Below are 16,736 nucleotides of genomic sequence, written 5' to 3'. Positions count from 1 at the left end.
GCAGAGGTTCAAGCTTTTTGTCTAATTTCTTTATTCTAAGCAACCGCCTGAACGGTTTTTTCCTTAACGCTAATGGCATAGATGGCAGACACCAAACCAAGCAAAATCAGAACAGAACCAACCCATCCGGTGTTCAGAATCGATGAATGATCAATCACCATGCCACCGATATAGGTACCCAGTGCAATACCTGCATGTGCAATACCTGAATTGGTGCTGATTAGCGTTTCGGCTGTTTCCGGCGACGTTTTGATAATGAGACTATTCTGTACAGGTGTAACGGTCCAGCTCAGCGCACTCCAGATGCTTAACAGCAGCAAGAAGACGATCAAAGGCAAGCCCACACTGAACGGAATGACAGCCATACTCACGATAAAGGGAATCAGCACAATGACTATTGCTTTAGCAGGGTGCAGACGATCGGATAACATGCCCCCTATGCCTCCCCCTGCAACAGCGGCGATCCCAAACATCATATAGATAAAGGTAACCATCGTCGCGCTGGCACCCAGCGTTTCTTGCAGAAATGGTGTGAAATACGCATATAAAGTCAAGTGACCAGCAAGTACAAGCAAAGTCGTAGCATGGATCGCCAACATTTTTGAATTCCACAGAGCCGTAAGCTGTTTCTTCAAGGATACAGCAGGAATAGGCTGCACACGGTCCATTGCAATCCAGATGGCTACCATAACCACTGCAGTCAGAATAGCAATCAGCATAAACACCTCACGCCAACCTGCCAAGTTACCTACAAAGATGCCAAGTGGTACACCCAGGATAAGTGATGCACTGCCTCCCATCGTAATAATCCCCACGGCGCGTCCTTTATACTGTGGTTCCACAATGCGCGCTGCAAGGGTCAGGGAGAGCACAAAAATAAGGGAACCCGTTGCGGCTCCGAGTGCTCTGCCCGCCATCAGCATATAAAAGCTGGTACTGAACGCAGAGATCAGATTACTGATTAGAAATACAAGCAGCGTACACATATATACTTTTTTACGCTCGAATCTGGCCGTCATATTTAATAAAATCGGTGCAGACAACGCATAGACAAGTGAGAAAATAGAGATTAAATACCCGGCTTTCGCCAGGGAAAGATGAAGATCCGTAGCAATCAGGTCCAAAATTCCGCCCAAAATCAGTTCAACGGTTCCGACCACAAATGCTGCGATAGCAAGCACATATACTTTCTTATTCATTTTTGAATCCTCCTCAAAAGTTACAACTACGATAGTAACCCATAATAATGAAAGTTTCAATAGTTATTTTCATGATTGTTTTCAAACAAAGATATAACAAAAAAACTATCCTCCAGAGAATAGTTTTAATAGATCAATCTGGTGAGCAGTTTCTCGATTTCAGCATCCTGTAACAGTTGGTCACCGTATTTTTTGGTAATCTGAGTAAGGGCAACATCATGGTAGAAATAATCAGTCATCGCTTTAACAATCGGTTTGGACATCGTCTTGATAGCTCGCCATGAATCGTGCTCCACACCGGCAAACAGCAAATACGCATGATCCACAATAAGCAGCTGTGAAGGTTCCGGTGCATCAAGCAATGGAATCAACGAGTATATCCGGTTTAAGGATGTCTCCATTCCCCCAACGGCAAGCACTTCAACGTACACGCCCTGCCTTTCCTTCTGCTCCAGCAGTTCACGATATTTCTCCATTCGCTCATTCCAGGCCAGAAAAAGTATCGATGAATCTGCTTCCTCGATAAGCTGTTCGATATTCGATGCGATCGACGACTCATCTTTTAACGTCCAGATATGTTCATCGGTGAATGTACGTTTGATTTTGTAACTTTTCAATTCCTCAATATCTTTCTCAAAATCAGCCTTGATCTTATGAATAATGGACTGTAGATCCACAGCCATATATAGTTTTTTCTTCCCATCCATCGTTGTCAGCACCGTTCCCTTGTCGATCAGGCGATTAAGTACTTCATAAATTTTAGCTTTGGGAACGTTGGAGTAATTTACAATCGATGTGGCATCAAGCGGTTCATCCTGCGCGAATATAGCCTCGTATACCTGACTTTCATATTGTGTAAACCCGAATTTCTGCAACATGGTTTGGATCGGCGCATCCCTTCTTAGTGTGTCTGATCTATCTAGTTTAGACGCATGAACTTCCCATGTCCAGTATGTCCCAACTGACCTAGGCATGTGGAATCAAAATTAAATTTAGCGATGTCACCAAAATAAAATCACTTTCCAGTGGTTATATTAACAATCGGGAATACACATTTTGCTTGTGGAAGGAGCTGTAATTTTAAATGGAAAGTACTCAAGATTTTGTGAAGAAAGTTAACGAAAATGCCGAAAAAGCGCGTCACAATAAAAACAACGGCAAGGGAACGCCAGGGGACAAGTTGCCATCCAAACAGCACTCAACGAATAAGTAGAGTCTATTTATTAAACATCATGTCTTCCGTCTAACACCCTTTTCTCTACTTTTCATCTACTATTAAGAACCTTTAATAGAAAAGAGATGATTAGTATGGCTCGTGTCAATGCTGTTCCACAACCGGATCTGGTATTAATCTATTGGTCTAGAAATCCGCTCATTCCCGGTTCTGCGCGCAGAATCCAAAGTGTACGCGTGATTGGTAATACGTCTCCATGTACATTCACACTGGTTCCCGGTGCATTACTGATTAATGCATTAAACTGTTTGTTGGACAATGATATTGGATTCAAAGTGGTGTACCGCCAGAAAACGTCAGCAATCAGTGGAGTTCTGTTATTGAAACGCAAATGATCAGCATCAAAAAATGGTGCCTCCCTTTAGGAGCGCACCATTTTTTCATTTTTCATTCTTGGATTATATCAATTAGTCCTTCTATTGGTTAGCTGCGATGGTATCATTTACTTCTTGTGTGATCTGATCTCCACCAAGTTTCTTCCAATTGGCAACGAAGTTATCGAACTCGTCAATCGACAAGTTGCCATAGATGATTTTTAGAAACGTCTCGGCTCTCAGTTTGTCCAATGTTGCTTGCTTGGTGTTCATCGTTCTCGTTGGTGCATAGATGAATTCATTCATGACAATCAGATCATTGTCCCGATAGTATTTGATCACACCTTGTGAACTCTCTGGACCAAAGATGCGCTCCATATGCCACTTGTCGAGATTTCCATTCCGATAATCCATAATATCGTCATAGAATAGCTTCGCTTCCAGTTCCAATCCGGACGTATCTCCTGTTTTGAGCGCCTGCTCTACTTCATCCTGTGCCTTCACATTTTTGTTGGCTGGCAGGTTGGAGACCGTTGCATTATGAAAACCAAGACCTGTCAGTCCATTTAAGTAAGCAGCCCGTTCTTCCTTGGCAGACTCACCGAACATTTTTTCAGCCTGGAAATTGAGCAACTTGATTAACGCTTCCGGATGCTCGTAGCCTTTGCGAACGGCAAATATACCGCCCAGACTAAGATGATTCTGTGTTTTTGCTGGTTGATCATCAATCGATTGAACCGGGTAAGCCATCCAGTCGATGTTTTTGTCTTTTTTGATCATGCTGCTAACCTGAAAAGGTGCCCATTGTGGCAGGAAGAACATGCCTGACTTGCCTGCATTCACATCCTCCATCATTTTAGCAAAATCCTTCACGCCAAATTCGGGATCAAGCACACCCTTCTGATACAGAGTCTGAAGCTCACGTAATCCTTCTTTCACTTCGGGTTGGATCGTCCCATTCACGACTTGACCTGAAGCATCCTTAATCCAGGTTTCGAGATAACCATGATAACCAAGCAAGAACGCGTTTATAGGTAAATCTTTGTTCAAGGCAATGCCGTACGTATCATCTTTGCCATTTCCGTCTGGATCTTCGAAGGTAAAGGCTTCTGCAATCTGGATAACATCCTGCATGGATTTGGGCGCTTCAAGACCGACCTTTTTCAGCCAATCCTGACGAATCCAGATCATATCCGAGGAATCCAGCGAGCCTGGAAAACTCACCATGGCGTATATTTTGCCATCCTTCGTTACCGGCTTCAAACCTGCTCCATCCTCAGCAGACATGAACTCCTTCACCAGTTCGGATGCATACTTGTCATATACTTCGGTCAGATCCTCCAGCATTCCCGCTTCATGCAGTTGTTCGAATTGAACAGCACTCACTTTCAGTACATCCGGCAGATCACCACTCGCCAGCGTGACATTCATCTTATCGTTATAATTGGCATCTGGAACAATCCATTCGTACGTTACATCAATACCGAGTTCATCCTTGTACCCTCTGGTCCAGATGTTATTGGCGTGTGTATCTCCTTGGGCGAGCGATTCTTTCCCCGTTTCATTCATGGTGGAAGTCAATTTAATGGGTGGGTCATATGTCGTAAGTGGTCCTCCCGCATCCTGCTGTGTGTTCGACTCAGCTTCCTTCTCGGCACTTCCCGCACCAGACGAACAGGCAGCAAGTGTGGTGGCCAGTACCATGGTTAATGTTAATAATGAGAACTTCTTGAATGATATATTCATGCGAATCCCCCTTTTTTCCCCTCCCGTGAGGTATAATTTCATTTTATAAAGAAAGCGCTATCACTTCGAGTGTATCCCGTTGACATCTGGTATCTTTGATTTACCATTTGAGACATCATCTAACTTTTCTGATCCCGATACTCTTGAGGGGTGCAGCCTGTTGCTTTTTTGAAGAAACGATAAAAATAATGCTGATCACTAAATCCAACTTTCGCGGATATTTCATGCATCTTGCAGGAAGAACCCAGAAGCAACTCTTTGCTTCGCTCCACTCTGCGGTCATGGATGTAGTCGGATATGCCTTTGCCTGTAATTCGTTTGTACCAACGCGACAGATAAGAGGGATTAAGAGAAACTTCCTGTGCGATCCGTGTGAGTGAGAGGTCATCCTCCAGATGGTGCTTGATATAATGATGGATCGTGATCAGAATCTGTGATTGGTCGTTCAGGCGGGCATCGCTTCGTTTGGAGATCATCCATTCGTATGCCGATTGATAAAAGATGACCAGATCGGTCCATGCCGTATGAATATCAAAATGTAACATTCGGGACAGCGATATTTCTTCCATTGCCGATTCATATAACCCCAGTTCATGCAGGACTTCAATGAGTACACTCGCTGCACCCGTATACGTTTTCATGCGAAAAAACGGATCCGGAAGTCCCTCCTTCGCTGCCTCGGTCCATTTATGGAAGGACTCTATCCATTCCCGATCCCCGGCGGTTATTCGCTGTTTGATCTGATCCAGATGTAGTGTTACAACACCCTGTTGATTCATAATGCTAGGGGTGTAAGGTAATTCATCCTGGATATTTACACGCAGTAGCTTCTCCATCCCAAGCCCGGGACTCTCATGAATCGACAGGCGTAACTGCCCGATTGCCTGATTAACCCTGCTCCACTCTACCGCCTGCTCGCTGACCATAATGGATACAGACAGGTTCAAGCAGTCCGCACAGGATTGCTGCACAGACTCCAATGTGCCATAAACAAAACGAAGGGTCTGTACCCAGCTATCCAGCTGACTCCCTCGTTCCACTTGTGTAGTAGACACATGTGAATGAAGCTCTTCCTGCGATTGAATAAAACACGCGATGACCTGAGTGTCCAGATCAATTGCTTTCACCTTGGCTTTGTCCTGCAGTAGCTCTTCTGCAACATTGGCAACGGCATAGCGGATGAGACTGCGATCCGCCTGAGACTGATAGTTGTTCCACTCCTCTACCCGGATGATCACTGGAATAACGAGTTGATCGGATTCGAAAGGTAGCTGCACAGCATCCAGTTCTTCTTGAAGTGAAACAATATCATGTCTATCCGTTCGCTTTAGCACATCCAGCAGCAATTGACGCTGTAACTGGGGCAGCGCTCGTGGCAATTTACTGCGAAACCAGGCAGCTTGGTAGCGAAAATCATTCTCTTCCGAGATCTGTGTTAATACCCGTTCTACCGCAGCCCGAATGTGATTCATGCCCTCTGTCTTTAACAGATAATCAACAACGCAAGGATTGCGAATGGCTTGGTGTGCATAATCGAATTCGTTATGACCTGTCAGCAAGAGAACTTTGCATCGTGGCCACCGGTCCATAATCTGCTCAATCAACTGCATGCCATCCATGCCAGGCATACAGATATCACTGAGTACAATATCAATCTTGACCGAGTTCAGCCAATCGATGGCTTCAAAGGCAGAGTATGCTTTAATAATCTCCATATCCTGAAAGTTCGCCTTTTGAAAGAAAGCATACAATCCATCCAAAATAACGGGTTCATCATCTACAATAAGCATCCGCTGCATGTCGCTACTCCCCTTTCCATGGAATCTTCACTATAATGCACAACCCACCGAGCTCACTTCGCTGCGCTGTAAGACCATAGGCAGCCCCGAATTTGATTCTTAATCGCTGATTCACATTCAAGAGCCCGGTTATCTCTTCGTTTCCATGTTTCCGCTCTATTTCCTCAAAGGCAGATTGCAGGTAATTCAACGTTTCGTCGGTTAACTGATCCCCATCATCCTCAATGCGAATGGACAGATTGTCCTGATCCTGGTGGTACGAAAGTTGTAGAATTCCTCCTTGGCTACGTTTGGCTAGTGCATGCTCAAACACATTTTCCACGATCGGCTGGATAATAACTCTGGGAATCGAAATCATTTTGTACCTCACATCCAGATCCTCCAATTCCAATTGAATCCTCGAACCAAACCGGATTTTCTGAATGGATGCATAGACCAGCGCATGGTCAATTTCAGCCCCCAACGACACCTCTGTATGAGAATCCCGAGACATGTACTTGAAATATTGACCCAGATAGTCAGTGAATTCCTGAATGAGCTCCACATTCTCCACCTCAGCCATCTGCTTAATGCTGAACAGACTGTTGTATAAAAAGTGAGGTTGAATCTGGGACTGCAGATGTTTAAGTTCCGCTTCACTTGTTCGAATCCGTGCAACATAATTCTCATCGATCAAAATATGTAAGCGCTCTATCATATGGTTGAATCGAGAGTACAAATAGCCGAATTCATCCCTTCTGGATGAAGGAATATGTACACTTGTCTGGCCCTGCTCTGCCATCCGGAATCCTCGAATGAGCACCGCTAGCGGTTGGTGAATCGATCTGTAGATCGAAAACGAGAAGACAATAATAATCACAACCGACATGAAGGTGACCATCCATAACCATACGTTGTATTGTTCCAGCGGTGCCCTCAGCACATCTTGCGGTATAGTGGCTGTCAGGGTGAACGAGTGATCCTTATCATGTAACGAATAATAGAGATATGGATCAGATTGAAACTTCGTAACTTGCATGGACTCGGACGGTTCAGGCGAAACTGTTCGAATCGGTTTAACAGGTGCTGGCTGCTCTGAAGAAGAGATCACTACATGTTGCTGTTCACCAAAACTCAGTGTAATCTCACTTTCGCCCGTTTCCGACAGCTGCTGCAAACGATGCTTCAATTCTTCAGCAGACAAGCGTATCCCTAATATGAAATTGGGTGGTTCCACATGGTTCATGTTATATGGATTACTTTTCAGGAAATAGAGATCGTTATTGGAATGTGATAATTCGCCATTCAGATTCCCCATCGAGGCGAGCAGATTCTGCCATTCGTTATCCTCCACGTCGCGAATCCCGTCCGCGGCACTGACCCGTTTGTGTAGAGCAGGAACATAGTACACCACATCACTAATGTAGGGACTTGTCACCATGATCTGAGCCAGCTTATTGTGGATATTGTTCAGACTGGACGTGACTTCATACCTACTCATAATTGCGGCTCGTGTACTTAGTGTGGACATGGTTTCATCAAATGAAAATTCGGTAACCAACGCACTCATTCGCTCCAATTCGAATTGCAGATGATTATGGTAGAAGTACAATTTGGATTCATGCGCCTTCTCCACCTCCGTCTGCATTTGATTGGAGCTGACTTGCGTAATCATAATGCTTATCCCATACAAGGGCAGAATGACCAGTACAAAAGCAATCATCAGTTTGACAACAATGGATGATTCTCTCCATCTCCCCCGGATGAATCGCAATGTTTCCCTCCTCCTCTCCTCACGCTCTCATCAATAGCAAAAAAAGGAGCCAGAAATCGGCTCCTTCCATCCATCGGTTTTCCTCCTATCGATCTTATCCCTTTACACTTCCGACAACAAGCCCATGAACGAAATACCGCTGCAAGAACGGATACACGAGTAGAATCGGAATAACGGACAAAAAGATCTGGGAAGCTTGAGTGGTTCTATCCGACACCTGACTTAAGAGCGTCGCATCCTCCAGCGTCATCATCTCGCTCTGAATCATCGTCACCTGCTGTAACATGGACTGAAGATACGTAGCGAGTGGGTAGCCTTCCGGACTCTTCATATAGATCATGCCATCAAACCAGGCGTTCCAGTGTCCGACCATGGCGAACAACGTAATGGTTGCAATACTGGGAAGTGAAATAGGAAGATAGATGCTGCATAGGGTGCGGAAATGTCCTGCCCCATCCATCCAGGAGGCCTCTTCAAGTTCCTTCGGCAATCCCCGGAAGAAATTAAGCATTAGAAGTACATTAAAGATCGGAACAGCGCCCGGCAGAATCAGAGCCCAGATGGAATCCAACAACCCCGCTTCCTTAACCACCAGGTAACCCGGGATCAATCCTCCACTGAATAACATGGTGAATACGAATATCCAAGCATAGAATGTTCTTGAACGGAATTTGGCAGCCTCTTTGGAGAGCGGATAAGCTACCAGAATCGTGAAGATCAGATTGGTCGTAACTCCTAGTACGACACGAAGAAGGCTAGTGCCGAACGAGTTCAGGAATTGCTGATTTTCCAGAATGTATTGATAGGAGGACAACGTAAAATCCACAGGCCAGAATGTGACACTGCCCGCTTTGACCGCATCACTCGAACTAAATGAAATCGCTAATATATTCACAATCGGGAACAGACATAACAAGGCAAGAATCGTCAGGATGACGTAGTTAAACCCTAAAAACCACCGATAGGCTCTTGAAGCGTGGTGCATGATTCTGCCTCCTTTCTAGAATATCCGATAATTTGCGAACCGATAGGCCAAGAAATAACCAAGTCCGATAAATATGAAGGACACGACAGATTTGATCAGACCCAACGCTGTCGAGACGGAATACTGTGCATCTTGCAATCCGATCCGGTAGATCATCGTATCCAGAATATCTCCTGATTGATATACCAATGGATTATAGAGGTTGAACACTTGGTCAAAGCCACCATTAAGTACGTTTCCCAGACTAAGCGTTACCATCAAAATTACGATCGGGCGAATGCCTGGCAGTGTAATATGCCATGTCTGTTTCCATCTTCCCGCACCATCCATAACAGAGGCCTCATACAGAGATTTATCAATATTCGTGAGGGCAGCCAGATAGATAATGGTCCCGAATCCGAATTCTTTCCATTGGTCTGTAATGACAAGTATGTAAGGGAACCACTCATTACTGGCCAGGAATTGAATTGGGTCAATGCCCACGGCTTTCAACAACATATTAACGATCCCGGTGCTCGGAGATAACACATCTACGATGATTCCCGCCAGAATAACCCAGGAGAAAAAGTGAGGCATATAGATCACAGTCTGAATCGTTCGTTTAAATCCCGTCTTGCGAACTTCATTGAGTAATAAGGCTACAAGCACCGGGATCACCAAGCCGGACACAATTTTCATCGTTGATATAAATACCGTATTCCATACAACCTGCGAGAACCCCGGCAGATCGAACAGATACCTGAAATTGTCCAAACCCACCCAATTCATATTTTTGAATCCGGCAATGGGAGAGAAATTCTGAAAGGCAATAGAGAGCCCCGCCATCGGAATGTAACCGAATACAATAATAATGAGCAGTCCAGGCAGAATCATGAGATGAAGCGGAACGTTTCGGATAAATTGTTTGTAGTTGGAACGCATAGCTGACTCCTCCTTCAACGTTAATTATAGGAGCAGCCAGATCACCGCAATAGTGTGGGCTATTTACTTTGGGTATCTTTTGTTGACCCTCTGCACTGGAACGCCAAAAAACCGCGATAATCGCGGTCTCTTGTTCATGATATGAATTTAATTCAGAATCTCCATAACTAATACATTCACTGAATGAGCTGTTAAGTTAACGACCACCGATGTCCCGGACAGTGTGATCTCCTGTTCTTGGGGAACCACTTTCTCATCATTCTTCTGATTCACATTCGGAATATGCACCAAATGATCTTCTCCAGTAAGTGTAATCAGTCTGGCTGAATCATCAACCTTCAGATCCTGAAGGCAAATCCGGGTTGATTTATCTACACCATCTGCATTGACCAGTTTCACATACACATGATGTTCATCTTTCGTAACAGAGTGGAATACTTCCCGGTTGTAAGCTTCCAGCTTGTAATCCAGAACCTTGCTGATATTACGTCCGTCTGTATAGGAACAAATCAGATTTTTCCCTGTATCCCCACCATAGTTAACCGTGATTGTATAATCGGTCCCATTCTCGAGTGGTTCATAATTGGCCGCTCTCAGGTTACCTGCTGCCGAGCTGGATGAATAGTCTCCTAGTGTATAACCCTCAATCCCTTGTTTGTACACCTTCACGCCTGTTGCGTTCCCGCCGTAACTGATTGCGTACTCGATGACATCCTTGTTCTCCGGCGAGATATCCGTCAGTCCCACACCGATGTAAAAACCATCCTCACCCGAGATTCTTTCAGCCTCAACATGCACCTTGTAGTTGGACCATTCGTCATTCAGCAGGTACAATCCATTTAATCCACTTGCTTGTGCGTTCAAGATGAGTCCTTTTCCTGCGGTTAACGTATATCCTTCCGATCCTGGAATCTGTCTCCATGCCTCACTAGGCTCTGTACGTTCCCTGAAATCTTCATCTAGCAGTATGGTGCCATCCACATTGGACGTGACCGTGACTCGTTTCACCACGATGTCTGCATGACCTGTTGCAATCTCGATGCCCCCACGAGGAATAAGATTCAGCGGTTTGCCTTTGCTATAGGTGGAGAATGAAGTCTCAAGCACCTGATCCCCTACATATTTTGCAAAAAGCTGCTGTACATAATAATTCGGTGTATACCATACCGTTTCATCATCAAACCAGATGCAGTCTGGCGTCCAGCGGTAAGTACCATCCGTTAGTACTTTGTTGAACAATGGCGCATAGGCAGCCAAACGAACAACGTCTGCATTATTTTCAAATCCTGTCATGATCGCAGCTTCTGCGACCGCTCCTGCCAGCGTGTTTTTGTCCGTGGAAGCATATTCTCCAACAAATACTTTGGATGTTTCTTTCCAATCGATACTTCCGTCTTCAAGATAAGCCCGGTCATAGTAGTTGTATCGATCCGCGTTATTCAGCAAATATTCATTGGAGCGGTAGTAGTGCTCATCTGCAATGGTGTCCATATAATTGTCCTGGTTTTCATACCAGGTTACCGTCTCCTCAATCACCTCAGCACCATCTGCAAAAGCAACCTGAGCTGACCCGGAGAGGTTCCCACTGAGGAATTTCCATCCTTCTTGGTACGCATCATCATCCGCCTGAGCACCAACCGTCGAGATAATGTGCAGCTCATGATCAGGATAGTTCTGTTTCATGTACTCATCTATCGAACGTTTGAACACTTCGAAGTTGGCAAAAAATTCAGTGCCCCAGTTCTCATTACCTACACCCAGATAACGAAGATCAAACGGTTCAGGATGGCCCATCTGGCTTCGTACAGCCGCCCATTCGTTGTGTTCAAAGTCTGTACTGAGCGCAAAGTCAATCAGATCTGTAAAGTTGCGGATATAATAATCCCTTAAAGCGCCACCCGCAGGGTGAGCATAATCCGAGCGTGCCTGACACAACACACCGCAAGCCATGACTGGAACCGGAGCGGCATTCAGATCTTCCGCCAGTTGGAAGTACTCCATATAACCGAGGCCCATCGTCATCATGTAACCCCAGACATTGTAATTTTCTTTGCGGAGCTCAACCGGACCCACAGAATCCTTCCAGTCATATACGTTATCCCAGATAAAAGATCCCTCCGAGATACATCCTCCCGGAAAACGCAGGAACTTCGGATGCAGATCTGCGAGTGCCTGGATTAGATCTTTTCTCAATCGATAGTTCGGGTTACCTGTGTAGTTAGCATGTGCCGTAGCCGATATTCCCTCTTCTGTCGGATCAGCTCCCCATACATTCTGAGGGACTAGGGACACCATATCGATGGAGATGTCACCTGCAAACGTAAGTGCCAGTTGACCAAGTACAGTCTCCGTTCCGATCAGAGACAAACCGTATTTCTTCCATGTGTTCCCGCCTTCAACATGCAGCGTTACCGAATCACTGATGGAAGTGTCACTTCCATCCTGCAATTGAACAGTGATCGTTCCTGCCAATTCTGCTTTTGCCCATACGGTAAAGTCATATGATTCACCCTGCTTGATGGACATGGCACAATGCTGGTTGGAGTCTGAGAATCCACGATTCCGAATCGTAGCCCCATCCTGAACCGTTACATAATAAGCATTTACTTCAGGGTCTTCCACGTTAAAGTGAACGTTTAGTCCATCCGTATGCTGTACGCGCATTTTCTCGGTGTCGCCTGACCAAGCAAACAAAGGCTCACGATTTCGACCTGTCGAACAACCACATTCTCCAGAGTCATGCGAGTACGTATCAAATGCAAAAGACTCAAATGATCGATTCTGAACAAGCTCTGCATAGATTCCGCCATCTGCAGCGTTGTTAATATCCTCGTAGAAAAGTCCATACATGACTTCACTGATGTCAGCCACCTTCTGATCTCCATGGATGGTGACCGTATAAGGCGGAAGATGGGCCGGCACAACAGACACGTCAAAGCTTTGGCTCAGCTTACGATCACCTCTGTTCAGAAGCGCACGGAGCGTAACCTCTTGTGCTGATGTGATTGCCTGAACTTCTCCGTTCTCAGACAGAACTTCTGGAGCACTGGAACTCCATTCAACAGACACTTCACCACCCAGCAAGTCTGCGGGTAATGATACATCCTTGGTGATGATTCGGTTGGGGAAGGACAAGTACTTGTCCGCCGCAAGCTTCACAATCGCTTCATCTGTCAGTGATTCACACATCACTTCAATGACTTCATCCATGGTGAGCGCTGCCCCATAGATCCGAAAGTCGGATAACGAACCTGCAAAGTCCACATCCGCTGCATACTGGGAACGTCCAATATAATTCTGGCTATAATTCTCAGGATCGGTGAACGAATCAAACCATTCGCGCAATTTGGCATAATTGCCACTGGATGTCTGACTGATCGAACCGTCTGCCGCCTTCTCCCCATTCACATATACAATCGGACCCGCACTGCTCAACGTTCCCCCTTGGCTACCTGCCACGGAGAGCGCAATATGCAGCCATTCTCCACTTGCAACTCCTCCACTTGGGTGGACAACCAGATTATCGCCGGCATATAACGTCCCCAAGAGCTGACGAGTCAGAAACAAATACGGCCCCTTCTCCCCTTTGCCAAAGTCAAAAATGCGTTCCCACACATTAGACCCCTTGCCCAGAAACACCCAAGTGGCAATCGTGATTCCCGTGTTATCGCTTACATCACGAAGCAGATTCGAGGGTAATTGCAGATAAGAAGTTCCATTCGCTCCCCCGTTGAAAGTCACCGCCGTTCTGCCTTTCAACTCGGATATCACAGGCGGGATCTCGCCTTTGGCTATACCATCATGGCCCTTACCGGAGCTGTCCTTCCCGATCTGAACGGTATCTTCAAACGTGTATTGTGCAATTAATTGATTTTGATATGTGCTCATGTTCTTACCTCCTATGTAGTTGGGAATTGTCGGTTCACGCTTTTGATTCGCATTAATATAAAATGATTGATAAATATTTAAATACATTTCTTAAACGTAATAATATCGCATCATCGATCCCCATTTCAATCCCAAATTTGAGAAAGACAACTGGTTTATTTGAATGTAATGACCTTTATTGGCTCTTCCCGTCTCTTATTTATTTTTCATTTTACTCTTATAAACATTAGATTTATGGTTTACAAACATATAAATCAATTGATAATATAACAAATGAAAGCGCTTGATATAATGAAATACTCAAAGGAGGTCTGCCGAACCTTTTATCGTGTGTTGCCAAGTATCGGTTGATTTTTCATTCCGGGAAATAGGAAAGGGGAAACGTATGAAACGTTATTGGGTTCGCGTACTTAACATTTCTGTACTAAGCACCACTTTACTTACTGCAACAACTTTGGCGCCGGTCTCGGTGTTCGCAAATGGCTCAGAGGCAACCGTGGGTAACTCGCAGAGTTCCACCACACCTATCGCTAATCCTGCTCCAACATTTAAAAATGTTTCCGTTCATGACCCTTCCGTCATTAAGGTGGATGATACGTTTTATATTTTTGGTTCACACCTGCAAGTAGCTAAGTCCAAAGACTTTTTGAACTGGGATCTGGTCGCCTCCGGCGTTACAGATAACAATCCTGTTGTCCCCAATGTAACCAAGGAATTCGCTGAAGCGTTGGAGTGGGCGCAGACAGATACGTTGTGGGCGGCAGATGTCATTCAATTGGCGGACGGCAAATTTTATATGTACTACAATGCTTGTAAAGGGGACTCTCCGCGATCAGCGCTCGGCATTGCTGTCGCAGACAATATCGAAGGCCCTTATAAGGATCAAGGCATTCTGTTGAAATCCGGCATGTGGGATCAGATCAGTGAGGATGGTACCATTTACGATGCAACGATTCATCCCAATGTGGTCGATCCGGATGTCTTTTATGATAAAAACGGCAAGTTATGGATGGTGTATGGCTCGTATTCCGGAGGGATTTTCATTCTGGAGATGGATGCAACGACAGGTAAACCACTGCCAAATCAAGGTTATGGCAAAAAGCTGACCGGAGGCAATCATAGTCGTATTGAAGCACCTTATATGCTCTACAGTCCCGAAACCGATTATTATTATCTGTACCTGTCTTACGGTGGACTAGGTGCTGATGGAGGATATAATATTCGCGTTGCCCGCTCCAAAACACCGGATGGGCCTTTCCTCGATGCGGAAGGAAACGATATGATCAACGTTAAAGCGGACAAGGATAAACCGTTGTTTGATGATCGTTCTATTGAGCCTTTTGGAGTCAAATTAATGGGGAACTTCCTGTTCGAGAGACAGATCGGTGATCCGGGCACAGGCCTAGGTAGCGGTTACGTATCGCCAGGGCATAACTCTGCTTATGTTGATCCGGAGACTGGCAAACAATTTCTCATCTTCCATACCCGCTTTCCAGGGCGTGGCGAAGAGCACGAAGTTCGCGTGCATGAGATGCATATGAATGCAGATGGTTGGCCCGTTGTTTCTCCATATCGCTATGCGGCTTTGGGAGAGGATACCACGCAGCTGACAACTCAGGAGATCGCTGGTCAGTACCAATGGGTGAATCATGGTAAGGACATCACGGCGGACATCAAGCCATCCCAGACCGTTCAGTTCACGGCAGATGGGCAGATTCATGGTGCCGTGACAGGAACATGGAGTCTTGGCGCAGACAACAAGGTTCAGATCACATCGAATAACGTTGTGTATAAAGGCGTTTTCACACATGAATGGAATTCGGAATCTCAAAGTACGGTTCTGACCTTTAGCGCGCTCTCATCCTCCGGAATTGCCATCTGGGGAAGTCAAGGTGTTGAACGGAGTGATCAGGACATTGTAGATGCGGTGAAAAAGGACCTGAGCATTAGCAATACGGATCACGTGTTCTTCAATCTGTCTCTGCCTACCAAGGGAACAAGTGATGCAGACATTACGTGGAAAAGCTCCAACACTTCGGCTCTATCCTCTACAGGTGTAGTGCAGCGACCACGCGCTGGTAAGGGTGATGCCAAAGTGAAATTAACCGCAACGATTCGTAAAGGAACTGCGGTAAACTCCAAAACGTTTAACGTTATCATTCCACAGCAAGCGGTAAGCCCGTTGCTCGGGGAGTATACTTTTGAACACAAAAAACTTGCCAAAGTCGCACAGGATTCCAGTAAAAATGGATATCACGGACAAGCCTTTAACGTGGTCAGTTCTGCTGCAAGTGGCAAAAATCAGGCTGCTACATTCAATGGGGTAGACAGTTACATTCAGTTACCTGGACTCATTACAGATACAACGGATTTCACGTTTAGCGCCTGGGTCAATTGGGACGGTGGCGGGTCCTGGCAGCGTATTTTCGACTTTGGAAATGGCTTGACTAGACATATGTTCCTTACTCCCTCCCAACATAATGGGGCATTACAATTTACCATTCATAATGAGGGACGGGATCAGAGCCTGATTGCAGCAAATCCACTGCCTTCCAAAGAGTGGGTTCATGTCGCTGTAACCCTTCAGGGTGATTTGGGTACTCTGTATGTGAATGGTACATCAGTTGCAAGCAACTCTGAGATTACTTTTAACCCGAAAGATCTGCAGGTAACGGAAGCTTATGTAGGCAAGAGTCGTTATACGGCTGATCCGTTCTACAAAGGCAGTCTGGATAACGTAAGAGTGTATGATAAAGCATTAACAGCCAAGGAAATACAGCGTCAGGCCAAAGAAAAACCATAAGTTAGAGTCCCCTTCGCTAGAGGTTGGGGGCTCCATAGTGCACACATCAATAAAGCAGCCAATGTTTTGAACTGAACCCTTTGTGAGACACGAC

11 protein-coding genes are annotated in these 16,736 nt (G+C 45.5%); 3 read left to right on the top strand and 8 right to left on the bottom strand.

The window, feature by feature from the left end:
• Positions 1–35: 35 nt before the first annotated feature.
• Together MHH92_RS13695 and MHH92_RS13690 are read right to left on the bottom strand one after the other, a co-directional pair.
• Positions 36–1,199, bottom strand: coding sequence for an MFS transporter (locus tag MHH92_RS13695; RefSeq protein ID WP_340904316.1), 1,164 nt, complete (start codon positions 1,197–1,199; stop codon positions 36–38).
• Positions 1,200–1,324: 125 nt separating this feature from the next.
• Positions 1,325–2,077, bottom strand: a complete 753-nt coding sequence (locus tag MHH92_RS13690) for a TrmB family transcriptional regulator (protein ID WP_091030952.1) — start codon at positions 2,075–2,077, stop codon at positions 1,325–1,327.
• Positions 2,078–2,283: 206 nt separating this feature from the next.
• On the opposite strand from MHH92_RS13690, the gene MHH92_RS13685 reads away from it, so the two are divergent.
• Complete coding sequence (locus MHH92_RS13685) at positions 2,284–2,412, top strand: DUF4023 family protein (RefSeq protein ID WP_047842809.1); 129 nt, start codon at positions 2,284–2,286, stop codon at positions 2,410–2,412.
• Positions 2,413–2,507: 95 nt separating this feature from the next.
• Entirely contained in the window at positions 2,508–2,768 is a 261-nt protein-coding gene (locus MHH92_RS13680) for a hypothetical protein (RefSeq protein ID WP_091030953.1), read from the top strand.
• Positions 2,769–2,849: 81 nt separating this feature from the next.
• Here MHH92_RS13680 and MHH92_RS13675 read toward each other — a convergent pair whose 3' ends face one another.
• From MHH92_RS13675 to MHH92_RS13650, 6 genes are all read right to left on the bottom strand, one after another.
• A complete protein-coding gene (locus MHH92_RS13675; protein ID WP_340904304.1) occupies positions 2,850–4,493 on the bottom strand; it encodes an extracellular solute-binding protein in 1,644 nt (547 codons plus the stop codon).
• 119 nt (positions 4,494–4,612) lie between these two features.
• Complete coding sequence (locus tag MHH92_RS13670) at positions 4,613–6,292, bottom strand: response regulator (protein ID WP_340904302.1); 1,680 nt, start codon at positions 6,290–6,292, stop codon at positions 4,613–4,615.
• Positions 6,293–6,296: 4 nt separating this feature from the next.
• Positions 6,297–8,045, bottom strand: coding sequence for a sensor histidine kinase (locus tag MHH92_RS13665; RefSeq protein WP_340904301.1), 1,749 nt, complete (start codon positions 8,043–8,045; stop codon positions 6,297–6,299).
• A 94-nt stretch (positions 8,046–8,139) separates the two neighbouring features.
• Positions 8,140–9,030 (bottom strand): carbohydrate ABC transporter permease, encoded by an 891-nt coding sequence (locus MHH92_RS13660; protein WP_127545810.1) that lies wholly within the window; start codon positions 9,028–9,030, stop codon positions 8,140–8,142.
• Between the two features lie 15 nt (positions 9,031–9,045).
• Positions 9,046–9,951 (bottom strand): ABC transporter permease, encoded by a 906-nt coding sequence (locus MHH92_RS13655; protein WP_091030963.1) that lies wholly within the window; start codon positions 9,949–9,951, stop codon positions 9,046–9,048.
• Between the two features lie 147 nt (positions 9,952–10,098).
• Complete coding sequence (locus MHH92_RS13650) at positions 10,099–13,839, bottom strand: alpha-L-arabinofuranosidase C-terminal domain-containing protein (protein WP_340904296.1); 3,741 nt, start codon at positions 13,837–13,839, stop codon at positions 10,099–10,101.
• A 385-nt stretch (positions 13,840–14,224) separates the two neighbouring features.
• Here MHH92_RS13650 and MHH92_RS13645 point away from each other — a divergent pair, with 385 nt between their 5' ends.
• Positions 14,225–16,642, top strand: coding sequence for a family 43 glycosylhydrolase (locus MHH92_RS13645; protein WP_340904293.1), 2,418 nt, complete (start codon positions 14,225–14,227; stop codon positions 16,640–16,642).
• Positions 16,643–16,736: the final 94 nt, after the last annotated feature.

Origin of the sequence: Paenibacillus sp. FSL M7-1414, assembly GCF_038003195.1 — a bacterium.
Taxonomy (GTDB): Bacteria; Bacillota; Bacilli; order Paenibacillales; family Paenibacillaceae; genus Paenibacillus; species Paenibacillus amylolyticus.
Note: the sequence above shows the minus strand (reverse complement) of the source record. Positions and strands in the feature narration are given on the sequence as shown.

What these genes read in the sequence shown, in the direction of transcription:
- MHH92_RS13685 (WP_047842809.1), top strand. Translation starts at nt 2,284, where the DNA reads ATGGAAAGTACTCAAGATTTTGTGAAGAAAGTTAACGAAAATGCCGAA.
- MHH92_RS13645 (WP_340904293.1), top strand. Translation starts at nt 14,225, where the DNA reads ATGAAACGTTATTGGGTTCGCGTACTTAACATTTCTGTACTAAGCACC.
- MHH92_RS13690 (WP_091030952.1), bottom strand. Translation starts at nt 2,077, where the DNA reads ATGTTGCAGAAATTCGGGTTTACACAATATGAAAGTCAGGTATACGAG.
- MHH92_RS13675 (WP_340904304.1), bottom strand. Translation starts at nt 4,493, where the DNA reads ATGAATATATCATTCAAGAAGTTCTCATTATTAACATTAACCATGGTA.
- MHH92_RS13650 (WP_340904296.1), bottom strand. Translation starts at nt 13,839, where the DNA reads ATGAGCACATATCAAAATCAATTAATTGCACAATACACGTTTGAAGAT.
- MHH92_RS13680 (WP_091030953.1), top strand. Translation starts at nt 2,508, where the DNA reads ATGGCTCGTGTCAATGCTGTTCCACAACCGGATCTGGTATTAATCTAT.
- MHH92_RS13655 (WP_091030963.1), bottom strand. Translation starts at nt 9,951, where the DNA reads ATGCGTTCCAACTACAAACAATTTATCCGAAACGTTCCGCTTCATCTC.
- MHH92_RS13670 (WP_340904302.1), bottom strand. Translation starts at nt 6,292, where the DNA reads ATGCAGCGGATGCTTATTGTAGATGATGAACCCGTTATTTTGGATGGA.
- MHH92_RS13695 (WP_340904316.1), bottom strand. Translation starts at nt 1,199, where the DNA reads ATGAATAAGAAAGTATATGTGCTTGCTATCGCAGCATTTGTGGTCGGA.
- MHH92_RS13660 (WP_127545810.1), bottom strand. Translation starts at nt 9,030, where the DNA reads ATGCACCACGCTTCAAGAGCCTATCGGTGGTTTTTAGGGTTTAACTAC.